The sequence below is a fragment of the Paraburkholderia sp. RL17-373-BIF-A genome (genome assembly GCF_046030175.1).
Lineage (GTDB): Bacteria > Pseudomonadota > Gammaproteobacteria > Burkholderiales > Burkholderiaceae > Paraburkholderia.
In genome coordinates this window covers 227644-251236 of record NZ_JARESO010000009.1, presented here as the reverse complement: position 1 = coordinate 251236, position 23593 = coordinate 227644, and the positions used below count along the sequence as shown (strand labels likewise).

At 60.4% G+C, this 23593-nt stretch carries 20 protein-coding genes; 1 reads left to right on the top strand and 19 read right to left on the bottom strand.

The window, feature by feature from the left end:
- Positions 1–309: 309 nt before the first annotated feature.
- Positions 310–1410, bottom strand: coding sequence for a uroporphyrinogen decarboxylase (gene hemE, locus P0D80_RS14295; RefSeq protein WP_132376541.1), 1101 nt, complete (start codon positions 1408–1410; stop codon positions 310–312).
- Positions 1411–1628: 218 nt separating this feature from the next.
- Between hemE and P0D80_RS14290 the strand changes: the two genes are divergently transcribed.
- Positions 1629–2426 (top strand): transporter substrate-binding domain-containing protein, encoded by a 798-nt coding sequence (locus tag P0D80_RS14290; RefSeq protein ID WP_408284661.1) that lies wholly within the window; start codon positions 1629–1631, stop codon positions 2424–2426.
- 890 nt (positions 2427–3316) lie between these two features.
- Here P0D80_RS14290 and P0D80_RS14285 read toward each other — a convergent pair.
- The 18 genes from P0D80_RS14285 to P0D80_RS14200 form a co-directional block, all read right to left on the bottom strand.
- Positions 3317–5047: an AMP-binding protein gene (locus P0D80_RS14285; RefSeq protein ID WP_408284659.1), complete on the bottom strand. Its 1731-nt coding sequence runs from the start codon at positions 5045–5047 to the stop codon at positions 3317–3319.
- Positions 5048–5282: 235 nt separating this feature from the next.
- Positions 5283–5708, bottom strand: coding sequence for a F0F1 ATP synthase subunit epsilon (locus P0D80_RS14280; RefSeq protein WP_012434800.1), 426 nt, complete (start codon positions 5706–5708; stop codon positions 5283–5285).
- Positions 5709–5777: 69 nt separating this feature from the next.
- Positions 5778–7172, bottom strand: a complete 1395-nt coding sequence (atpD, locus tag P0D80_RS14275; protein WP_408176364.1) for a F0F1 ATP synthase subunit beta — start codon at positions 7170–7172, stop codon at positions 5778–5780.
- A 101-nt stretch (positions 7173–7273) separates the two neighbouring features.
- Positions 7274–8158, bottom strand: a complete 885-nt coding sequence (atpG, locus tag P0D80_RS14270) for a F0F1 ATP synthase subunit gamma (protein WP_408176363.1) — start codon at positions 8156–8158, stop codon at positions 7274–7276.
- 139 nt (positions 8159–8297) lie between these two features.
- Positions 8298–9839, bottom strand: a complete 1542-nt coding sequence (gene atpA / locus P0D80_RS14265; protein ID WP_132376536.1) for a F0F1 ATP synthase subunit alpha — start codon at positions 9837–9839, stop codon at positions 8298–8300.
- Positions 9840–9897: 58 nt separating this feature from the next.
- Positions 9898–10437: a F0F1 ATP synthase subunit delta gene (locus P0D80_RS14260; RefSeq protein WP_006050846.1), complete on the bottom strand. Its 540-nt coding sequence runs from the start codon at positions 10435–10437 to the stop codon at positions 9898–9900.
- A gap of 2 nt (positions 10438–10439) precedes the next feature.
- Positions 10440–10910 carry a F0F1 ATP synthase subunit B gene (locus P0D80_RS14255; protein ID WP_408284655.1) on the bottom strand — a complete coding sequence of 157 codons (471 nt, stop codon included), beginning with the start codon at positions 10908–10910 and terminating at the stop codon, positions 10440–10442.
- Between the two features lie 138 nt (positions 10911–11048).
- On the bottom strand, positions 11049–11318 hold the full coding sequence (atpE, locus tag P0D80_RS14250) for a F0F1 ATP synthase subunit C (RefSeq protein WP_007180033.1): 270 nt from the start codon (positions 11316–11318) through the stop codon (positions 11049–11051).
- Positions 11319–11411: 93 nt separating this feature from the next.
- Complete coding sequence (gene atpB, locus P0D80_RS14245) at positions 11412–12263, bottom strand: F0F1 ATP synthase subunit A (RefSeq protein ID WP_132376534.1); 852 nt, start codon at positions 12261–12263, stop codon at positions 11412–11414.
- Between the two features lie 163 nt (positions 12264–12426).
- A complete protein-coding gene (locus tag P0D80_RS14240; RefSeq protein ID WP_408284653.1) occupies positions 12427–12972 on the bottom strand; it encodes an ATP synthase subunit I in 546 nt (181 codons plus the stop codon).
- An 806-nt stretch (positions 12973–13778) separates the two neighbouring features.
- Positions 13779–14666 carry a ParB/RepB/Spo0J family partition protein gene (locus P0D80_RS14235; RefSeq protein ID WP_408284651.1) on the bottom strand — a complete coding sequence of 296 codons (888 nt, stop codon included), beginning with the start codon at positions 14664–14666 and terminating at the stop codon, positions 13779–13781.
- Positions 14667–14684: 18 nt separating this feature from the next.
- The gene (locus tag P0D80_RS14230; RefSeq protein WP_132376531.1) at positions 14685–15476 is read right to left on the bottom strand and encodes a ParA family protein; all 792 of its coding nucleotides are present in this window, start codon (positions 15474–15476) and stop codon (positions 14685–14687) included.
- A 93-nt stretch (positions 15477–15569) separates the two neighbouring features.
- Complete coding sequence (rsmG, locus tag P0D80_RS14225; RefSeq protein ID WP_408284649.1) at positions 15570–16253, bottom strand: 16S rRNA (guanine(527)-N(7))-methyltransferase RsmG; 684 nt, start codon at positions 16251–16253, stop codon at positions 15570–15572.
- Entirely contained in the window at positions 16250–18208 is a 1959-nt protein-coding gene (mnmG, locus tag P0D80_RS14220; RefSeq protein ID WP_408284646.1) for a tRNA uridine-5-carboxymethylaminomethyl(34) synthesis enzyme MnmG, read from the bottom strand. Before mnmG ends, rsmG begins: the two co-directional genes overlap by 4 nt.
- Before the next feature lie 174 nt (positions 18209–18382).
- Positions 18383–19135, bottom strand: coding sequence for an ABC transporter ATP-binding protein (locus P0D80_RS14215; RefSeq protein WP_206001998.1), 753 nt, complete (start codon positions 19133–19135; stop codon positions 18383–18385).
- 11 nt (positions 19136–19146) lie between these two features.
- Positions 19147–20931: a branched-chain amino acid ABC transporter ATP-binding protein/permease gene (locus P0D80_RS14210; RefSeq protein ID WP_408284643.1), complete on the bottom strand. Its 1785-nt coding sequence runs from the start codon at positions 20929–20931 to the stop codon at positions 19147–19149.
- Between the two features lie 4 nt (positions 20932–20935).
- Positions 20936–21991 (bottom strand): branched-chain amino acid ABC transporter permease, encoded by a 1056-nt coding sequence (locus P0D80_RS14205; RefSeq protein ID WP_408176354.1) that lies wholly within the window; start codon positions 21989–21991, stop codon positions 20936–20938.
- A 205-nt stretch (positions 21992–22196) separates the two neighbouring features.
- The gene (locus P0D80_RS14200; RefSeq protein WP_408284641.1) at positions 22197–23357 is read right to left on the bottom strand and encodes an ABC transporter substrate-binding protein; all 1161 of its coding nucleotides are present in this window, start codon (positions 23355–23357) and stop codon (positions 22197–22199) included.
- Positions 23358–23593 lie beyond the last annotated feature (236 nt).

Here is a 23593-nt window from a genome sequence, read left to right as displayed (position 1 = left end):
ATAACTTTGTTGAGAACTTTGCCCGGACAGCCCGGGAACCGCGCCGCAGCGGCCTTCTGTGGGATTCCGCACATTCTGTACTGATGCCGTGAAACCCTTGCCAGACAAGGCTTAGATCAAATGCGCCTGCAATGTGCAAGGGCCAGGACGCGACTAAAGCTTCTACCGCGCCGCAGCGTGATGAATGTGCATAAGTCAAGTCTTGACTTTCTCAGGACCGCCATCTGACGGCCCGCTAGCTGCAAATTTTCCCTTAGGCCGAGAGCCCAGTTCGCTGCGTTGCAACAAAAATTGGTAACGATTACGGCTTCATACCGGTGCATGAGCGCCACTGCGAATCGCCCGGCTGTGACGATGCACCTCGTCCACGAGTTCGGCGACGTTCTCCGGCGGCGTGAACTGCGAAATGCCGTGGCCGAGATTGAACACATGGCCCGGGTGATTCCCGAAGCTGTCGAGCACCGCGCGCGCTTCCATGCGGATCGCAGCCGGCGGCGCGAACAGCACCGAGGGATCGATGTTGCCTTGTAGCGCCACCTTCCCGCCCACGCGCTCGCGCGCCTTGCTCAGGTTCACCGTCCAGTCGAGGCCGACCGCATCCACGCCGATCTCGGCGATCTCGTCGAGCCACAGGCCGCCGCCCTTCGTGAAGGTGATCACCGGCACTTTTTCGCCGTCGTGATCGCGCTTCAGCTGGCTCACCACCTGCTGGATGTAGTGCAGCGAAAAGCGTTGATAGACGCCGTCCGCCAGCGCCCCGCCCCACGTGTCGAAAATCATCACGGCTTGCGCGCCTGCTTCGATTTGCGCGTTCAGGTAAGCCGCGACCGAGCGCGCGTTGACGTCGAGAATGCGATGCATCAGATCCGGCCGCGCATAGAGCATCGACTTGACCGTGCGGAAATCCGCCGAACCGCCGCCTTCGACCATATAGCACGCGAGCGTCCACGGGCTGCCCGAAAAACCGATCAGCGGCACGCGTTGACGGCCTTGGGCGTCGGTGAGCGCGGTGCGAATTTCGCGCACGGCGTCGGTCACGTAGCGCAGCGTCGCGTCGATGTCCGGCACCGCGAGACGCGCGACGTCATCTTCCGTGCGTACCGGGCGAACAAACTTGGGACCCTCGCCGGTCACGAACTCGAGGCCGAGCCCCATGGCGTCGGGCACGGTCAGGATGTCGGAGAACAGGATCGCGGCGTCGAGCGGGTAACGCTCGAGCGGCTGCAAGGTGACTTCCGTCGCGAACGCCGGGCTCTTTGCCAGACCGAGGAAACTGCCCGCTCGACCACGCGTGGCGTTGTATTCCGGCAGGTAGCGGCCAGCTTGCCGCATCAGCCAGATCGGCGTGTAGTCGGTCGGCTGGCGCAGCAGCGCGCGCAGGAAAGTGTCGTTCAGGAGTTTATGGGCCACGTTGCGTACGACTGAGGGCAAAGGGGCATTTTACCGGACCCGGCTCACCGCATCGTGCTTGATCCGGCCAATAACTGTTGTGCGCGTCGCTCGCGGCCGGTTTTCCGCAGGTTGGCCGTGGCGTCGCGACCTGGCTGAACGGCCAATGTTCAAGCGCGAATTGCCGGGCTATTATCCAACGGACTTACCAAACAATTACATACAACCAAGGAGACTCGATGAACAAGGCAGCATTCGCACTGCTCGGCGCGCTGGCCAGCGTTTTGATGCACGCCGGCGTGGCCGGGGCACAGACCAGCGCCACCGCCGGCGCGCCCTCGCGGCTCGACGACATCCTCGCGCGCGGCACGCTGCGCGCCTGCACGACTGGCGACTACAAACCGTACACGTTCTATAAGACAGACGGCCAGTTCGAAGGCATCGATATCGACATGACGGAGTCGCTCGCTAAATCGCTCGGCGTCAAGACGGAGTACGTTAAAACGTCATGGTCGAACCTGATGAACGACTTTGTGGCCAAATGCGACGTCGGCGTGGGCGGCGTGTCGCCGACCCTCGAACGGCAAAAGCGCGCGTTTTTCACAGAGGCCTACATGGTCGACGGTAAGACGCCGATCGTTCGGTGTGACGACGGCAACAAATATCAGACCGTGGCGCAAATCGACCAGCCGGCGACGCGCGTGATCGTCAATCCGGGCGGCACCAACGAGCGCTTCGCGAAACAGTACTTTCCGCATGCAAACCTGACCGTCTATCCGGATAACGTGACGATCTTCAAGCAGATCCTCGCCGGCAAGGCGGACGTGATGGTGACGGATGCGTCGGAGACCCTGTTGCAGCAGAAGCTGAATCCGGGACTTTGCTCGGTGCATCCGGACAAGCCGTTCCAGTATGGAGAAAAGGCCTGGTTGCTGCCGCGTGGCGATGTGGCGTTCCAGCAGTACGTCGATCAGTGGTTGCACCTTGCGCGCGCCACAGGCGAATACCAAGCTATTTCAGATAAATGGCTGAAGTAGCGTAATGCGTTTTTCGGCCGCCTTCTTTTCGGTTTCCACTGTAAGGCGGTGTCGGTCGAGAAACGCCAAAAGGACCTGCCTCACGCGCCAATCATGTAACGGTGCAGGGTGCTGTTAAGTAAAAACCGAACAATACCGTCAAATCCATTAACCAGCGAACCGGCCCTTGTGCCCCGATTGCGTATAGGAGGGATGTTGCAACGCAGCCAGGCGACATTATTTGGATTCCGGAAATCGGTCCGGGTGGGCAAGCACCTGTAACACGGGCGATTCCTGTTCCAAAAGATGAACGTGCAACCATTTCATGCGGAATCGACTTAACGGATTACGCCGCATTATGCATCGCGAATAGCATCAATCATGCGTATGAAATTGCGAGCGAGTCATCGGTAAAAATTGCGTTTTAAACGTTTCCTTTTGGCAATTTATCCTGCAGCGCCTTATCTGGCGGGCGTTACAACCTGAAACACTTTGTTACCGCGCTCGTAGGTTAATTCGCCCACAATGCCCTCAACGGTTTCAACACGGATGTGGCTGGGTGCGTGGTGTGAGCGGATACGATGCACTTGCCGGTCGGCGTATGCCGAAGCCCTGTGAAGGGGCATCCCTGCTGGGGCCGTGTCGACGCAGGGTCGTCGTCTCAGTCGGTTCCTTCTTTGGTCTCCTCGCGCTAACCCCGTAGCGTGTGGTTTTTAGCGGGCTCCAGGCCCGCTTTTTTTTCGTCTGGCCAAACGTTTGCGCAGCGCGGTAAGGCGCTGTTTTGGGCATATTCGCGGTACTTGAGCGACCTTGCGCAGCAAACGGTTCGCCCTTCCGGTTTTATCTTTTGTACCTCATTGGCTGATCCGCTTCGTGCAATGATGTGCCGCGCGCGGACCAGCGGTTGAGCGTTACGCCGTCTTGTCTTCCCGCAGCTTCAATTCACTGATCATCTGCTCGCGCATGATGAACTTCTGCACCTTGCCGGTTACCGTCATCGGCAGTTCGTCGACGAAGCGGATGTACTTCGGCACCTTGTAGTGCGCAATCTGCCCCTGGCAAAACTGCTGGATCTCTTCAGCCGTCGCTTGCTCGCCCGAGCGCAATACGACCCACGCACAGACCTCCTCGCCGTACTTCGCGTCGGGCACGCCGAACACCTGCACGCTCTGGATCTTCGGGTGGCGGAACAAAAACTCTTCGATCTCGCGCGGATAGATGTTTTCGCCGCCGCGAATCAGCATGTCCTTCAGTCGGCCGACGATGTTGCAGTAGCCTTCGGCATCGAGCGTCGCCAGATCGCCGGTATGCATCCAGCCGTCGACAATGCTTTCGCGTGTCTTCGCCTCGTCACCCCAATAGCCCTGCATCACCGAATAGCCGCGCGTGCACAGTTCGCCGGTTTCGCCCACCGGCACGATCTCGCCGAGCGGGTCGACGATTTTCACTTCGAGATGCGGCTGGATGCGGCCGACCGTCGTCGTGCGCTTGTCGAGCGGATCGGTCGTCGAGCTCTGGAAAGAGACCGGGCTGGTTTCCGTCATGCCGTAGGCGATGGTGATTTCGCCCAGATGCATTCGAGAGACGACCTTCTTCATGGTCTCGATCGGGCAAGGCGAGCCCGCCATGATGCCGGTGCGCAAGCGCGAGAAGTCGTAGGTGGCGAAGTTCGGATGGTCGAGTTCGGCGATGAACATGGTCGGCACGCCGTGCAACGCGGTGCACTGCTCTTCCGCGACTGCGGCCAGAGTTGCAGCCGGCTCGAAGCCCTCGCCCGGAAATACCATATTCGCGCCGACCGACACGCACGCCAGCACCGCCAGCACCATGCCGAAACAGTGATACAGCGGGACGGGGATGCACAAGCCGTCCTGTTCGGTCAGCCGCATCGCCATCGCGATGTAGCGCGCGTTGTTCACCACGTTGCTGTGGGTCAGCGTCGCGCCCTTCGGATTGCCTGTGGTGCCGCTGGTGAACTGGATATTGATCGGCTCATGGCACGAGAGCGTGGCGCCAATGGCGTCGAGCTTCGCCACGTCGAGCGACACGCGCCCCTGCTCGATCACGTCGGAAAAGCTCAACATACCCGGCGTTTCCGTGTCGCACATGCGAATCACGTAGCGCAATTCCGGCAATCTTGCCGCATGTAGTTCACCAGGTGCTTGCGTGGCCAGCTCGGGCGCGAGTTCCTGCAGCATCTCCAGGTACATCGACGTCTTGAAACGCTCGGCAGCGATGATCGCCTTGCAGCCGACCTTGTTCAGCGCGTACTCGAGCTCCGCAAGCCGATACGCCGGATTGATGTTGACCAGCACGGCGCCGATGCGCGCGGTCGCAAACTGAGTCAGCAACCATTCCACGCGATTGGGCGACCAGATGCCGACGCGGTCCCCCTTCTCGACACCGAGCGTGAGCAGCCCGGCCGCCAAAATGTCGACTTCCTCGGCGAACTCCTTCCATGTCCAGCGAATGCGCTGCTCGCGAAACACCACCGCCGGACGGTCCGGAAAGCGTGCGGCCGTATCGCGCAGAAACTGGCCGACTGTTGCTTCGCTCAGCGGGATATCGGTCGACCCACGGACATACGACAGTCCGTCTTTGGGTTCGATGAGTGCACCTTCGCCTGACACGTGCATTGCCATGGTGTTGTCTCCGTGAGCTGAGCAGAAGCTCGCCTATTGAAATGAATTTGAAATCGATTGTGCCACCGGCGCGTGTCTGTCCGGCATCAAGTCTTACCCGCAGCGCATTTCCAGACTGCCAAGGCGTGGCGCCAATCGATTCGAAAACTTCGATTTTGCTGACCTTTCCGTAAACGTCAAGTTGTGGTCAAAAAAAAGCAGCCGCGAAGGCTGCTTTCTCTCTGATACGTATTGCCTAGTTCTGACCGCGCAGCTTGCGCAGACGCTGAATCGCAGCGAGCTGAGCCGTCGCGTACGCCAGTTCCGCTTGCGCGGTTGCGTATTCGAGGTTCGAACCCGTGTTCTGCAGCGCTTCTTCCGCACGCTTGCGTGCATCTTCAGCCTTGGCTTCGTCGAGGTCCTTGCCGCGGATAGCCGTGTCGGCGAGAACCGTCACAGCGCCCGGCTGGATTTCGAGGATGCCACCGGCGACGAAGACAAACTCTTCTTCACCGTTTTCAGCTTCGATGCGCACCGCACCCGGACGAATCCGCGTGATGAGCGGCGTGTGGCCCGGCAAAATGCCGAGTTCACCTGCTTCGCCCGGCAGCGCGACGAACTTCGCCTGGCCCGAGAAGATTTGCTCTTCCGCGCTGACGACGTCTACTTTAATGGTTGCCATATCGACTCCTGGTGAGCGTAATTCGAGGGCACCGACATGGGCCGGCGCCCGCTTCTATACACCCGACCTTTACTGGATCTTCTTGGCCTTTTCGAAGGCTTCGTCGATCGTGCCGACCATGTAGAACGCTTGCTCCGGCAGGTGGTCGCACTCGCCGTCGACGATCATCTTGAAGCCACGGATCGTTTCCTTAAGCGGCACGTACTTGCCCGGCGAGCCCGTGAACACTTCAGCGACGTGGAACGGCTGCGACAGGAAACGTTGGATCTTACGAGCGCGCGCCACGGCGAGCTTGTCTTCCGGCGCCAGTTCGTCCATGCCCAGAATCGCGATAATGTCGCGCAGTTCCTTGTAGCGCTGCAGCGTTTGCTGCACACCGCGCGTGATCGAGTAGTGCTCTTCACCGATCACGTGCGGGTCGATCTGACGCGAGGTCGAATCGAGCGGGTCGACTGCCGGGTAGATCCCCAGCGAAGCGATGTCACGCGACAACACGACCGTTGCGTCCAAGTGGCCGAAAGTCGTAGCCGGCGACGGGTCGGTCAAGTCATCCGCAGGGACGTACACGGCCTGAACCGACGTGATCGAGCCGGTCTTGGTCGACGTAATACGCTCTTGCAGCTTACCCATTTCTTCAGCCAGCGTCGGCTGATAGCCCACTGCCGACGGCATACGGCCGAGCAGTGCCGACACTTCCGTGCCTGCCAGCGTGAAACGGTAGATGTTGTCGACGAAGAACAGCACGTCGAGACCTTCGTCACGGAAGTGCTCAGCCATCGTCAGACCGGTCAGCGCGACGCGCAGACGGTTGCCCGGCGGCTCGTTCATCTGGCCGTACACCAGCGCGACCTTGTCCAGAACGTTCGAGTCCTTCATTTCGTGATAGAAGTCGTTCCCTTCACGGGTACGCTCGCCAACACCGGCGAACACGGAGTAACCACCGTGTTCCTTAGCGATGTTGTTGATCAGTTCCATCATGTTCACGGTCTTGCCCACGCCGGCGCCACCGAACAGGCCAACCTTACCGCCCTTGGCGAACGGGCAGATCAGATCGATAACCTTGATGCCGGTTTCGAGCAGTTCCGTCGACGGCGACAGCTCCTCAAACGCCGGAGCCTTCTGGTGAATACCGCGAACCACGTCCGAGTTGATCGGGCCAGCTTCGTCGATCGGGCGACCCAGCACGTCCATGATCCGGCCGAGGGTCGGCTTGCCGACCGGCACGCTGATCGGGTTGCCGGTGTTCTTCACCGTCGTACCGCGGCGCAGACCGTCCGATGCACCCAGACAGATGGTACGGACGACGCCGTCACCCAGCTGCTGCTGGACTTCGAGGGTCAGTTCCGAACCTTCGAGAATGAGCGCGTCGTAAATCTTCGGCATGTGGTCACGCGGGAATTCCACGTCGATCACCGCGCCGATGCACTGTACGATCTTGCCTTCTACCAAAGCAGTAGTACTCATCGCTTTTCCTTTAGATACTCAATTCTTCACTTGCGCAAAGGCGCAGTTTCGGTGGGTGCGCCACGAAGGCGCACACGAAGCGGCGTGCCTGACCGTCAAGGTCAGACTGCCGCCGCGCCACCGACGATTTCCGACAGTTCTTTCGTGATCGCGGCCTGACGGCTCTTGTTGTACACGAGCTGCAGTTCGCTGATGACCGTCTTCGCGTTGTCCGAAGCGGCCTTCATCGCGACCATCCGTGCCGACTGCTCCGATGCCATGTTTTCCGCGACGGCCTGATAGACCAGCGCTTCGACATAACGCACCAGCAGTTCGTCCACTACTGCCTGCGCATCCGGCTCGTAGATGTAGTCCCACTGCGTGCTCGGCGTCGTGCCGTCTTCTTCCTTGCGCTCGAACTGATCTGCCGACAGCGGCAGCAGTTGCTCGATCACCGGCTCCTGCTTCATCGTATTGACGAAGCGCGTGTACGCCAGGTACACCGCCGAAACCTTGCCTTCCGAGTACAGGTCGAGCTGCACCTTCACCGCGCCAATCAGCTTTTCCAGATGCGGGGTGTCGCCCAACTGCACGACGTTCGACACCACATGGGCGCGCAGACGATTCAGGAAACCCAGCCCCCTGGTGCCGATCGCAGTTGCTTCGATCGTCTTGCCCTGGTCTTCCAAGTCCTTGAACTTCTGCAGCGACGCACGCAGCACGTTGGTGTTCATGCCGCCGCACAGACCTTTGTCGGTCGTGACGAGGATGATGCCGGCCGCCTTCGCGCCTTCGTTCGACACCATGAACGGGTGACGATACTCCGGGTTCGCACGGCTCATGTGCGCAGCGATATCGCGGACCTTGTCGGCATACGGGCGAGCAGCGCGCATGCGCTCCTGGGCGCGGCGCATCTTCGATGCGGCCACCATCTCCATCGCTTTCGTGATCTTGCGCGTGTTTTGCACGCTCTTGATCTTGCCGCGAATTTCCTTCATTCCAGCCATTGCTTGCTCCTTGTCGGCCCGAGTTAGCGCTTTAGCGGTTACTCGGGTCCCATGCAAAGCGATCGAAGTAGCGCGGGTTCAGTTTCCTGCGACCCGCGCCGCTTCAAGGTCCGTTCATGCCTTGCGGATCACTCGCGGATCAATAAGCGCCGGACTTCTTGAAGTCTTTGAGAGCCGCATGCAGCAGGGCTTCGTCGTCCTTCGAGAGTTCCTTGGTATCTTCGATGCGCTTGACCAAGTCAGCGTGGCTCGACTTCAGGTGTTCGCGCAAACCCTTTTCGAACGGCAGCACTTGCGAAATTTCCAGATCGTCGAGGTAGCCGTTGTTCGCAGCGAACAGCGCAACCGCCAGTTCCCACACTTGCAGCGGCTGATATTGCGGCTGCTTCAGCAATTCCGTCACGCGGCGGCCGCGCTCCAGCTGCTTGCGGGTGGCTTCGTCGAGGTCCGAGGCGAACTGCGCAAACGCAGCCAATTCACGGTACTGCGCGAGGTCGGTACGGATACCGCCCGACAGCTTCTTCACGACCTTCGTCTGAGCCGCACCACCGACGCGCGACACCGACACGCCGGCGTTAATTGCCGGGCGGATACCTGCGTTGAAGAGGTCGGTTTCCAGGAAGATCTGGCCGTCGGTAATCGAGATCACGTTCGTCGGAACGAATGCGGTCACGTCGCCTGCTTGCGTTTCAATGACCGGCAGTGCTGTCAGCGAACCGCTCTTGCCCTTCACTTCGCCGTTCGTGAACTTCTCGACGTACGCTTCCGAGACGCGAGCGGCACGTTCCAGCAAACGCGAGTGCAGATAGAACACGTCACCCGGGTAAGCTTCGCGGCCCGGCGGGCGGCGCAGCAGCAACGAGATCTGGCGGTATGCCCAAGCTTGCTTGGTCAAATCGTCATACACAATCAGTGCGTCTTGACCGCGGTCGCGGAAGTATTCGCCCATCGTGCAGCCGGCGTACGGAGCGAGGTATTGCATCGCAGCCGATTCCGAAGCCGAAGCGGCCACGACGATCGTGTACTCCAGCGCGCCGGTTTCTTCCAGCTTGCGCACCACGTTCATGATCGACGAAGCCTTCTGGCCGATCGCGACGTAGATACAGAAGAGGTTCTTGCCCTTCTGGTTGATGATCGCGTCGACTGCGACAGCGGTCTTGCCGCACTGGCGGTCGCCAATGATCAGCTCACGCTGGCCACGGCCAATTGGCACCATCGCGTCGATCGACTTCAGACCGGTTTGGACCGGTTCCGAAACCGACTTACGCCAGATCACGCCCGGAGCAATCTTTTCGATTGCGTCGGCTTTCTTCGCATTGATCGGGCCCTTGCCGTCAATCGGGTTGCCCAGTGTGTCGACCACACGGCCGAGCAGTTCCGGGCCCACCGGCACTTCCAGAATGCGGCCGGTCGTCTTGACCACGTCGCCTTCCGAAATGTGTTCGTACTCACCCAGAATCACGGCGCCGACCGAGTCGCGCTCGAGGTTCAGTGCGAGACCGAAGGTGTTGCCCGGGAATTCGAGCATTTCGCCCTGCATCACTTCCGACAGGCCGTGAATACGCACGATACCGTCGGTCACGGAGATCACGGTGCCCTGGTTGCGAACGTCTGCGCTCGCTTCAAGGCCCTGGATCCGGCTCTTGATCAGCTCGCTGATCTCAGAGGGATTGAGTTGCATTATTCGCTCCTGATAGTCAATTCTGTTGCGTGCCAGCCGCTTCAGCGCTTTGGGCGCTTCAGGCCGTCAGAGCCGTCTGCATGCTGGCAAGCCGCGCGCGGACCGAGGTATCGAGCACTTCGTCGCCAACTGTCACGCGCACGCCGCCGATCAACGACGAGTCGATCTCGACCGTCGGCTTCAGCTTGCGTTTGAACTTGCGTTCGAGACTTGCGACGAGGTCGTTCAACTGCGCGCCTTCGAGCGGGAATGCGCTGACGATCAGCACATCTGCCGCCCCTTCGCGGGCGTTCTTCAACTCTTCGAACTGCACAGCGATTTCCGGCAGCAATTGCAGACGATGGTTGTCCACCAGCATTTGCACCAGATTCTTCGCTTGCGCATTGTCCTTGAGCGGCGACTTGACCGCGGCCAGCAGCAGTTCGCTGACCTGGGCGCGGCTTACTTTCGGGCTCGAGGCGATCGACAGCACTTCGGGCAGACGCGCAACCTGTGCCAGCTCCTGCACGAGCGTGGACCAGGCGGCGATGTCACCAGCTTCGGCCACGCCAAACAGCGCTTCTGCGTACGGACGGGCGATGGTTGCAAGTTCGGCCATGATCAGAGCTCGGCTTTCAGTTGAGTCAGCAGGTCAGCGTGAGCTGCCTGGTCGACTTCGCGCTTCAGGATCTGTTCAGCGCCCTTCACAGCAAGTGCAGCGACTTCGCCGCGCAGCGTTTCGCGCGCTTTCACGACTTGCTGTTCCGCGTCGGCCTTCGCTTGCGCGATGATGCGAGCGGCTTCAGCCTGTGCTTGAGCCTTGATTTCGTCAGCGACTGCCACAGCGCGCTTTTCTGCGTCAGCAATACGTTGCTGACCGTCGTTGCGTGCCTGAGCGAGTTCCTGGTCGACGCGCTTGTGAGCGGCTTCGAGTTCTGCCTTGCCCTTTTCAGCAGCCGACAAACCGTCAGCGATCTTCTTCGAGCGCTCGTCGAGGGCGTTGATCAGCGGCGGCCACACGAACTTCATCGTGAACCACGCGAGGATCAGGAACACGACCATTTGCGCAAACAGGGTTGCGTTGAGATTCACGGTGTTTCCTTAAACGTTGCTAGTTCGGAAAGTGAAACGGCAAGGCGCTCATCGATTCTGTATTCGATCAGCGCCCAAGTGCCCGTTCCGCCCTGCGCCTTTACCAGTTATAGCTCAGGCGCAAACTTCCGAGGAACCTCAGCCTGCCAGCTTCGACAGCAGCGGGTTCGCGAACGCAAACAGCATTGCCACACCAACGCCAATCAGGAACGCCGCATCGATCAGACCAGCCAGCAGGAACATCTTGGTTTGCAGCGGGTTCATCAGTTCAGGCTGACGTGCACATGCTTCGATGTACTTGCCGCCCATCAGGCCGATACCGATACAGGCGCCGATTGCACCCAGGCCGATGATGATGCCGATACCGATGGCGGTCAGACCCTGGATGTTGGCGATGAAAGCTTGCATGATCACTCCTTTGTGAAAAGTCTTTTAGAACTGGTTGGAACTGGGATTTAATAAAACAAAACTAAAAACAATTCGTCGTTCGACACGCCGTGATTAGTGGCTGTCGTGTGCCTGTCCGATGTACACCAGCGTCAGCATCATGAAAATGAACGCTTGCAGCAGAACGATCAGGATGTGGAAGATTGCCCAAACCGTGCCTGCGATGACATGGCCGATAAAGCCGAGCACTGACGCGTCCGCGCCGAAACCCCACATGCTGCCGAGCAGGGCAATCAGCAGGAACAACAGCTCGCCCGCGTACATGTTGCCGAACAGCCGCATGCCGAGCGAAACCGTCTTTGCGACGAACTCGATGATGTTCAATGCAAGGTTCGGGATCCACAGCAGCGGATGCGCGCCGAACGGAGCCGACAGCAGCTCATGCACGAAGCCGCCGGCGCCCTTGATCTTGAAGTTGTAGTAAATCATCAGCGCGAACACGCCGAGCGCGATGCCGAGCGTGCCGTTCAGGTCGGCGGTCGGCACGATGCGGTGATGGGGGATCACTCCCGAGAGGCCCAGCCAGCCGATCACGCGGCCCGGCAGGTCGACGGGGATAAAGTCGAGCGAGTTCATCAATGCGACCCAGACGAACACGGTCAACGCGAGCGGCGCGATGAACGTGCGGGTGCCGTGGATCATCGACTTCGACTGATCTTCGACCATCTCGACCAGCATTTCGATCGCGCACTGGAAACGACCCGGGACACCGGACGTCGCCTTGCGGGCTGCCAGATGCAGGATGGCGATCGTGGCCAGACCGCAGACGATCGACCAGAAAAGGGTGTCCAGATTCCAGACGTGAATGTCGAAAATCGACGTCTGGTGCGCGGTGGAAAAGTTCTGCAAGTGGTGCGCGATGTACTCGGACGGATCCAGAGCGCGCGTGCCTTCGCTAGCTGCCATATCGTTAATGCCACCCAAATTGTCGAAAATCGTCTTAGGCCGAGCCCGCGGCAATTCTGTGTTGCGGGAACGCGCCGGGTGCGGATCGTGTCATATCCGCACTCCTTACGCCAGCGCTGCGCGCCAGCCTGAATTTTTTGCTGCTACTTTTGTTGCTGCTACCTTAGCGCCAGGCTAAGGCGATCCAGTACGTCTTGAGCGCGATGAGGTAAGTCACGAGCAGCGGAACCCAGCGTACGTCGTGATACCAGAAGGCGATGGCTACAAACATCGCGATCGTTGTCCCCATCTTGAGCGCTTCGCCGATCATCCAGCTCATCACTGTTTCAGCGCCGCTCAGCGTTCTAAGTCGTGCCGCGAACAACGCGCCTGGCACCCAGCAGATCGCCCCCCCCAGGAACGCGGACAGCGCAGCAGCGCCCGGCGGCTTGTAAAACAGCCACCACACCAGCGTAGCACCCAGGGACAAAACCATTTGCGCTGCCACGACCTTGAAAGGCGTAACGCGCGATGGACGACTCACGTTGGGACCAAATAGCTTTTCAGCTTCAGCCCGCGTGAGCGGAACGATATTGTTATCTTGCTGCTCGACATCCCACGCTTCGTCAGGTGTCGCTTGCTGACCGGTGGACGCAACGGAAGCTTTGCGTTCATCGCGGTGTTCGTCGTGCCCATTCTTCGGCGCTTGATTCGACGTTTTGACCGCCATCGCAGTGTTCCGAAAGTCTTGTTCCAGCCCGCGAGCTTACGCTGCGCTTACGGGGTTCCCGTGCAATTAAATCCGGGCGATTGTAAGCGATAGTTGCAGGCAATTCAAGACTTTAGGCCGTTCAATAACCAGCGTGAAAAGCCTCTCCACCATGCGGGAACGACCGCTTTGCGGGGTGAAAGACGTCAAATGTAAGGCTGTCGGGGGGTGCCAAAACATGCGGTTTGAATCGCGTGAGTTTGCACGCGTCGAGAGGCCGTTTAAACGTCGTAGCAGACGTCTCGAAAATGCAACAAACGTCGATTTTTGCCTATGCAAGTGGACATGGCGGACGGCGCCGGGTAGGTGCGAAGTGGTGCGCTCTTATTCGTGAACTAACTGGTGCGTGACGATCCCCGAGACAGGCTTTCGCGAAGTATCTCGCTCGCTCGCGTCCAATGAGTGCGCTAGTGAGTTGGCGGGCAGCTTTCAGCTTTTGCGTCGGGCACGCCCTCCTCCGTGAAATTCATCCGCGCGGAGATTGCAGCATAACAACTACGCGCGCGACCGCCGTAATCCTCGCGGCCGACGAGTCCCGTCGGACGTTTCGATATATGAGCAATCCTGATTATCTGGCGCCGCTTTTATTTAGGAATCCATCGAACGTTGATATGGATCACCGATCGGTCGCAAAGTCCGATCAGTGCTCTATGCGTTTGTTTTGCAAGCCCGCCGCCCCAAAGCACTCATGGCGTACCCAACAGCTTGCGATCGGCATTCAGGCCCATCGCAAGCCTATCAGGCGCCCCTCCCATTCGACTCGCCGATCAGGCAGTGGCGTTGCCACGCAGCCGGACCAGAATGCCTTCCAGCGCGTCCAGATCACCGAAGTCCACCAGCACCTGGCCGCGCCCGCGTCGACCGAGCTTGATCTTGACCGTCGCCGCCAGCAAGTCCGACAACTCTTCTTCGAGCCGCCGCGTATCGCGGCCACCATCGGGATTTGCACGCGCCTTCACCGCTGGCGCAGTCTTTGTGGTCGCCGTCACCAGCTTTTCGGTTTCGCGGACCGACATGCGCTTGTTGACGACCTGGTTGGCCAGCGTGATCTGGGTCGCGGCGTCGACGGCCAGTAGCGCACGAGCATGCCCCATGTCCAGATCACCAGCCAGCAGCATCGTCTGTACGGGCGACGCGAGGTTGAGCAAGCGCAGCAGATTCGATACCGCACTACGCGAGCGCCCGACCGACTCCGCAGCCTGTTCGTGCGTGAAATTAAACTCGTCGAGCAAGCGCTGGATGCCTTGCGCCTCTTCCAGCGGATTCAGGTCTTCACGCTGAATGTTCTCGATCAGCGCCATCGCGGCGGCGGCCTGATCCGGCACGTTCCTCACCAGCACCGGCACTTCGTCGAGGCCCGCGAGACGCGCCGCGCGAAACCGCCGCTCGCCGGCGATGATCTCGTACTTGTCCGCCGACACAGGACGCACGAGGATCGGCTGCATCACGCCCTGCGCGCGGATGCTGGCCGCCAGTTCCTGCAATGCGCCCTCGTCCATACGCGTACGCGGCTGATACTTGCCCGCTTGCATCTTGCTGAGCGGCAGCACGTTGGGCGCACCTTCGATCGTCACCGCCTCGGTAATGTCAGCGGTGCCACCCAGCAATGCTTCCAGGCCGCGACCCAATCCCTTTTTTCTCGCTACTGCATTCATCGTGCTTCCTCGATCCGCTTAGGATGCCTGGGGCGCGTCATTCAATGCGCGCACCCGCTCAATCATTTCCGCGCCGAACTGCACATACGCCTGCGCACCGCGCGATGCCCTATCGAACACCACGCCCGGCAATCCATAGCTGGGTGCCTCGGCAAGACGCACGTTGCGCGGAATCACCACGTCGAACACTTTGTCGCCGAAATGTTCTTTCAGCTGATCTGAAACTTGCTGTTGCAACGTGATGCGCGGATCGAACATCACGCGCAGCAGACCGATCACCTTCAGGTCGCGGTTCAGGTTCGCGTGCACCTGTTTGATCGTGTTGACCAGATCGGACAAGCCTTCGAGTGCAAAGTACTCGCATTGCATCGGAATCACGACGCCGTGCGCGGCGCACAGGCCGTTAAGCGTCAGCAGCGACAAAGCCGGCGGGCAGTCGATCAACACGAACTCGTATTCGTTTTCGACCGCCGCGAGCGCGGCCTTCAATTGACGCTCACGGTTCTGCACGCTGACCAACTCGACCTCGGCCCCCGCGAGTTCGCGGTTCGCGGGCAGCACGTCGTAACCGACTGCTTCCGGCCGCACTCGCGCATCGGCCACCGCGACGCCGTCGACCAGCACTTCGTAGACGGTGTTGGCGCACGCTGCTTTATCGATGCCACTGCCCATCGTGGCGTTGCCCTGCGGGTCCAGGTCGATGAGTAGGACTCGCTGTCCCTGCGCTGCCAAGCTCGCGGCCAGATTGACTGTGGTCGTCGTCTTACCGACGCCGCCTTTCTGGTTCGCAACGCAGAAGATTTTTGCCATCGTTGGTGTGTCCCTTTTGCAGCTTGGATGAAGTAAAAATCGTGGGTGATACTGATGCGACGTTGCGGCTGGCCGGCGCCAGCCTCCAGCCCGCTAGGCGCCCGCGTCTATCAAAACCTTGATCAGGTGCCGCTCGGCGTCGAGCGAAGGCACGTTCAGCCGAATAATCTGTTCCACGTGGGCGCCCGCCGGCAAGCGTTCGATCTCGCCGTCCGGGCGCACCCCTTTCATGGCCCAGATCGCGCCCTGCTCCGCAACCAGATGACGGGCCAGTGTAACGAAATCCGCGAGCTCTGCGAATGCGCGCGAGACAATTACGTCGAACTTTGCCGGTACTTCGGCGCCCGGCCGCAAAGTCTCGACCCGGCCGGTCACTACCAAGAGGTTCGCGAGGCCGAGTTCGGCCTTGGCCTGTGCCTGAAAAGCTGTCTTTTTATGAACGATGTCGTTCACGGTGACGGTCCATTCCGGCAAAACGATCGCCAGCACGATGCCTGGCAGGCCACCGCCAGAGCCGACATCGAGTACAGAAGACGGGCGGAGCGGAGCCAGATGCGGCACGATCGAAAGCGAATCCAGAATGTGCTGAATCAGCATCTGCCTCGGATCGCGGATCGCCGTGAGGTTGTAGACGGCATTCCACTTCGACAGCAACGCGACGTAGTCGAGCAGCTTGCCCAGTTGCGCGCTGCTCAAGTCAAGGCCGAGTTCGCGAACACCGTCCTCTAGCAACGGCGCCAGCGCGTCCCTACCACCTCCCTTCTGGCTCACGGTCATTGCGTCACCGGCGTACTGTCGCTGCCGGGCTCGGTGGGTTTCGTCGGACGACGACCCAAGCCGCGCTTCAGATGGACCATGAGCAAGGAGATCGCTGCCGGCGTAATGCCCGAAATGCGCGACGCCTGGCCAATGGTTTCGGGGCGGAATTGCGTCAGCTTCTGGCGCGCTTCGAACGACAGCCCTCGGACTTCCGCGTAGTCCAGTCCCTCGGGCAGACGCGTGCTTTCGTGCGCCTCGTTTCGTTCGATTTCGCCTGCCTGGCGGTCGATATAGCCCTGATATTTGATGCCGATCTCAATCTGTTCCTTGATCTGGGCGAGCAGCACGTCGTCTTCTGCCAAGGTTTCAGGCGCGGCACATGCGCCGGCGCGCAATCCGCAAACCCCGTCGTACGACACGCCCGGGCGACGCAGCAGATCCGCCAGGCTGTACTCGTGGTCAATCGGCTTGCCGAGCAACGCCGTCGCTTCGTCAGCCGGTAATGTCTTAGGATTGACCCAGGTCGTGCGAAGACGCTCTGTTTCACGTGAAACAGCGTCGCGCTTGCGGCTGAAAGCGTTCCAACGGACGTCGTCAACCACGCCCAACTCACGGCCAATCTCGGTGAGACGCATATCCGCGTTGTCTTCACGCAGGCTCAGACGGTATTCAGCACGGCTCGTGAACATGCGATACGGCTCGGACACGCCACGCGTCACCAGATCGTCGACCAGCACACCGAGGTAGGCCTGATCGCGGCGCGGGCACCATGCTTCCTTGCCTTGCACAAACAGACCCGCATTGATCCCCGCCAGTAGACCCTGTGCGGCCGCCTCTTCATAGCCGGTCGTGCCGTTGATCTGACCCGCGAAGAACAACCCATTGATCACCTTGGTTTCCAGCGACGCCCTCAGCCCACGCGGATCGAAGTAGTCGTACTCGATTGCATAGCCGGGCCGCAGGATATGCGCGTGCTCCAAGCCGCGCATCGAGCGTACAAGCTCCAGTTGTACATCGAACGGCAAACTCGTGGAAATTCCGTTGGGGTAGAACTCGTTGGTCGTCAGCCCTTCCGGCTCGAGAAAGATCTGATGCGATTCCTTCGACGCGAATCGGTGAATCTTGTCCTCGATCGACGGGCAATAGCGCGGCCCCACTCCTTCGATCACGCCGGTGTACATCGGCGAACGGTCGAGACCGCCGCGGATGATGTCGTGCGTACGCTCGTTGGTATGCGTTACCCAGCACGGCACTTGTCGTGGATGTTGCTCGACGCGACCGAGAAACGAGAACACCGGTACTGGATCCAGATCGCCCGGCTGCTCTTCGAGTTGCGAGAAATCGATCGTGCGACCGTCGATACGAGGCGGCGTCCCGGTCTTCAGGCGACCTTGCGGCAGCTTCAATTCCTTGAGGCGAGCAGACAGCGACACCGCCGCCGGATCGCCGGCGCGGCCACCGGTGTAGTTGTTCAAACCCACGTGAATCTTGCCGTCGAGGAATGTCCCAGCCGTCAAAATCACCGCACGTGCGCGGAAACGGATGCCCACCTGCGTGACAGCGCCGACGACGCGATCGCCCTCCACCATCAGATCGTCGACTGCCTGCTGAAACAGCCACAGGTTCGGTTGGTTCTCGAGCCGATGCCGGATAGCCTGCTTGTACAGCAGACGGTCAGCCTGAGCGCGCGTCGCGCGAACGGCCGGGCCCTTCGACGAATTCAGGATGCGGAACTGAATGCCGCCCTCGTCCGTCGCGGCCGCCATTGCACCGCCGAGCGCGTCGACTTCCTTCACAAGATGACCCTTGCCAATACCGCCAATCGACGGATTGCAGCTCATCTGGCCGAGGGTTTCGATGTTGTGGGTCAGCAGGAGCGTCGTATTGCCCATGCGCGCCGAAGCTAAAGCAGCTTCGGTACCGGCATGACCGCCGCCGACGACGATTACGTCAAATTCTGTGGGAAAGAGCATCGCGGATCTCACGCCAGATCGTCGCGTGAGCCTTTCAAAGGAAAATGTATGAGCGAATTATAACGGGTTCGGTTTAGGCCCGAATTTCGTCCGAATGGCCAACCAATAAAAAGCGGTGTGTTTCACGTGAAACACACCGCTTTGATCAACGGGAAACAGCAACCAACCTAAGCGCTAAGCCACTTTTTTGGCCAGCCCAAGGTACGTTTCGATCACGCGCGGATTCTGCGCCAAATCCGCCGCCGGTCCTTCCAGCGCCAACTCGCCGGTCTCCAACACGTAGCCGTAGTCAGAGATTTGCAACGCGGCACGCGCGTTCTGCTCGATCAGTAATGTGGCAACGCCGGTCTGCCGCAAAGCGCTAATAATGTGGAAAATTTCTTTCACGATCAACGGCGCAAGACCGAGACTCGGCTCGTCCAGCATCAGTAGGTCCGGCTTGCCCATCAGTGCCCGGCCCACTGCCAGCATCTGCCGTTCGCCACCGGATAAGGTACCGGCAGCCTGCTTGCGTCGTTCCTTCAGCCGCGGAAACAACGTAAAGACTGGCTCGAGCTGGTCGAGGAAGTTGCGCTCCCCTGCCCGCTTGCGCCGATAGGCACCGAGGACCAGGTTGTCTTCCACCGTCATCGACGCAAACAGCTCGCGCTTTTCCGGCACCAGGCACATCCCGCGCGCGACGCGCTTTTCGACTGGCACCGCGCTGACATCTTCGCCCTGATACAGAACGGCGCCCTTCGCGTGGCCCGTGGTCGGCAATGCGCCCATGATTGCGTTCAGCAGCGTGGACTTGCCCGCGCCGTTCGGGCCGATCACCGAGACGATCTGCCCGGGCCGCACCTTGATCGCCGCGCCGTGCAGCGCCTCGACCTTGCCATAGCGGACCGACAAACCGTCCACGTCGAGAATCGGACCAGCAGCATTCATCGTGTTCTCCATCACTCCACCCCGCCGAGATACGCTTCCAGCACAGCCGGGTCTTGTTGTACCTCTTGCGGTAAACCTTCCGCGATTCGGGTTCCGAACTCCATGACCACGAGCCGATCGGTGAGATTCATCACGAAATCCATATCGTGCTCCACCAGCAACACGCTCATACCCTCTGCCTTGAGGCGGCGTAGCAGGTCGGCCAATTGCAGCTTTTCCTGATAGCGCAGACCAGCGGCCGGTTCATCCAGCAGCAGCAGCGTCGGGTCACAGCACAACGCGCGAGCGATTTCGAGAATCCGCTGCTGCCCCAACGCGAGGCTGCCGGCTTCGTCGTACATGTGCTGTTCCAGGCCGACGCGACGAATCTGACGAGCCGCCTCCGCCATCAGCCGCGCTTCTTCGGCGCTATTCAGGCGCACGACGCTTCGCCACACGCCGGCTTGCCCGCGCAGATGCGCGCCGATCGCAACGTTCTCGAGCACCGTCATCCCCGGCAGGAACTTGACGTGCTGAAAAGTGCGGCCGATTCCGCGTTTGACGATTTCACGTGAATTCAACGAATCGATGCGCTCGCCGCGGAACGTGATCTCACCGCTGGTCGCCTGCAACACGCCCGTCACCAGATTGAAGGTGGTCGACTTGCCAGCGCCATTCGGGCCGATCAGGCCGATGATCTGCCCTGCTTTCACCTCGAAGCTGACATCGTTCACCGCAACCAGACCGCCGAATTGCTTGCGCGCCTTGTTCACCGTCAGCAGGTCCTCACCGGCTGCTGGTTTGCTGCGCTGCGGCAACGGTTCAGCGTGATCCGCCAGATGAGCGCGCGGACCCTTCGGGAAAAACCGCGCGACGAACGGCCATACGCCTTGGCGGGCGTACTGCAGCAACAGCACCATCAAGATGCCGAACACGATCACTTCGAAGTTGCCGTTCTCGCCGAGCAGCTTGGGCAGCAATGTCTGCAGATAATCCTGCAGCACCGTCAGGATCGCCGCGCCGAGCACCGCGCCCCAGACGTGGGAGACGCCGCCAACCACGGCCATAAACAGAAACTCGATGCCGTGGTTCAGACCGAACGGCGTCGGGTTCACCGCGCGCTGCAGATGCGCGTAAAGGAAGCCCGACACCGACGCCAGCACTGCCGCGTACACGAAGATCACCACGCGCATCCAGCCGGTGTTCACGCCCATCGCTTCGGCCATCATGCCGCCGCCGCGCAGAGCGCGGATCGCCCGCCCCGGTCGACTATTAAGCAGATTCTGAACTGAAATCACCGCGCCGAGCACGACCAGCCAGATCAGGTAGTAGATGTGACGGCCCGACTCCAGGTTGATGCCGAACACATTCAGCACCGGAATCCCGTTGATGCCGTCGTATTTGCCGAGCATCTCAAGATTGCCGAACAGGTAGAACAGCGCGAGTCCCCACGCAATCGTCCCGAGCGGTAGAAAGTGCCCAGACAGGCGCATCGTCACAAGCCCGAGCATCAGCGCGATCAACGCCGTCACCACCACACCGGCGATCAGCGCGAGCCACGGCGAGACGCCGTACCGTGTCGTCAGATACGCGGTCGCATAGGCGCCGATCCCGACAAATGCGGCCTGCCCAAAGCTCGTCATTCCGCCGATACCGGTCAGCAGCACGAGGCCGATCGCCACGATCGAATACAGGCCGATGTAGTTGAGCAGCGTCACCCAGTACTCAGGCACGTGAATCGGTTGCGGCAACACCGGCAGCGCGAACAGCACCACGAGGAACAACCAGAAGAACTTGTTTTGCATGATCCGTTTCATCGCGTCACTCCTCTTCCTCTTCGGCGTGCGGGCTGGCAAGACTTCGCCAGAGCAACACGGGGATGATCAGCGTGAACACGATCACTTCCTTATAGGCGCTCGCCCAGAACGACGAATACGACTCCAGCAGGCCGACCAGGATCGAGCCCGCAGCCGCCAGCGGATAGCTGACGAGGCCGCCGATAATCGCCCCCACGAAGCCCTTCAAACCGATCAGGAAGCCCGAGTCGTAGTAGATGGTGGTCAAGGGCGCGACGAGGATGCCGCACAGCGCGCCGAGGCCCGCCGCCAGCGTGAATGCGAGGCGCCCTGCTTGCGTCGTGCCGATGCCGACGAGCCGTGCGCCGAGCCGGTTCACCGACGTCGCGCGCAAGGCCTTGCCCGAGATCGAGCGGTCGAAGTACAGATACAGCGCGCCGATCAGCACAACCGCGGTGCCAACCACCCACAAGCTCTGCCCGGAAATCGTCAGCGTGCCGATGTTGAAGGTCGCATCGGAAAACGCAGTGGTGCGCGAACCTTCCGCACCGAACATCACGAGACCCAGGCCGACCATGGCGAAGTGCACCGCCACCGCCACGATCAACAGCAGCAACGTGGTCGCCTCCGCGATCGGCTCATACGCGAGCCGGTAGACGAACGGTCCCATCGGAATCACGATCAGCAGCGTCAACGCGATCTGCGCGATCATCGGCAGCTGATGCATGAAAACGCCTTGCGTGAGCGCGTAGACCGCGATTGGAAACAGCAGATATTTGCCGACCAGCATGACCAGCGTGCGAGCCGCATGCCGGCGCCGTTCGGGATGCCGCACCAGCCCCGCTATCTCGACGACGAAGCAGGCCGCGCCCATCGCCATCAGCAACCAGCAGGTGGCCGGAAATTTTTGTGTCTGTAGTGCGGCGAGCGTCAACGCGCCGTACGAAACAAACTCCCCCTGCGGGATGAAGATCACCCGCGTCACGGAGAACACCAGCACCAGCGCGAGCGCGAGCAGCGCGTAGATCGCGCCGGTGGTGATGCCGTCCTGCGCGAGGATCGCCGCAATTGATAGATCCATACTTCCTCGTCCTGAAGCGTCGAAATCGAAACTGGGAAACAGTCGTGGCGGCAGAACTCGCAGCCGTCCACCGACCCGCAATGCCTGAAAAGGCGACCGCCGCGCCGGAACACGGCGCGGCGGTCGATGCCATTGTCATCGAACAGAATGGCAATGCGGCGTCACATGCCGCACGTTGCGCGAGAGGCGCGTACCGCTCTTGTCGTTAGTCGTTCTGCAGCTTCCACTTGCCGTCGACGATCTGCACGATCACGCGTGCGCGCTTGTCGAGGCCGTTGTGATCGGTCGTCGTCGTGTTCATGATGCCGTGCGAGACCGGCAGTTCCTTGATGTTCTCAAGTGCGCCGCGCAGTGCCACGCGAAACGCTTCGGTGCCCGGCTGAGCACTCTTCAGCGCGACCGGAATCGCCGCTTGCAGCATCTGGCCGGCGTCCCATGCATGACCGCCGAAGGTCGCCACCGAGCCCGCGCCATACGCCTTCTCGTACGCCGACTTATAGGCCAGCGACGACTTCTTCACCGGGTTCGAGTCAGGCAACTGATCCGCCACGAGGATCGGACCAGCAGGCAGGAATTCGCCTTCGCAATCCTTGCCGCACACGCGCAGGAAGTCGTTGTTGGCGACGCCGTGCGTCTGGTAGACCTTGCCCTTGTAGCCGCGCTCCTTGAGCGTCTTGGCCGGCAGCGCCGACGGCGTACCCGCGCCCGCGATCAGCACCGCGTCGGGATTCGCGCCCATCGTCTTCAGCACCTGGCCCGTCACCGATGCGTCGGTGCGGTTGAAGCGCTCGTTGGAAACGATCTTCAGATTGTGTGCCGCGGCCGCTGCGGTGAAGACGTTGTTCCAGCCGTCGCCGTAGGCGTCCGCGAAGCCAATGAAGCCCACCGTCTTCACGCCGTGATGCTCCATATAGTCGGCGATCGCGTCGGCCATCAGGCTGTCGTTTTGCGGCGGTTTGAAGGCCCATGCGCGCTTCGCATCCATCGGCGAAATGATCGCCGCCGATGCCGCCAGCGAGATCACCGGCGTCTTGCCTTCAGCAGCCGCGGCGAGCATCGCGAGCGAATTCGGCGTGACGGTCGAACCGATGATCGCGTCGACGTGGTCTTCGTCGATCAGCTTGCGCGTGTTCTGCACGGCTTTGCCGGTATCGGATCCGTCGTCGAGAATGATGTATTGCACGGTCTTGCCGCCGATCTCTTTCGGCAGCAGCGCAATCGTGTTCTTTTCAGGAATCCCGAGCGATGCAGCCGGCCCCGTCGTGGAAAGCGTCACGCCGATTTTCACCTGGGCGAACGCCGCGCCCGCGCCGCACATCAACGCCATGGCGATGCCGGTGCGTACCCATTGCTTTGTCTTTGTCATTGCAAGTCTCCAAACGCTTTGAAGCGCGTATCTGTAATCCGACTCACGGGCCGGGTGTCTGAATCTAGTTATAGGGTTCAGGTGTGCCAAGCATGGTTTTCCCTGCTCAGCGCGAATACCTTTGCCGCTTTGGTGCCACTCCCTGCTGCGTACCACGACTGCAAACTGCTGCGAAATCCTGTGAACAAAACACTAACATGTTAGTAGTATTGCGTTCTGCATGAACGACGGTCAAT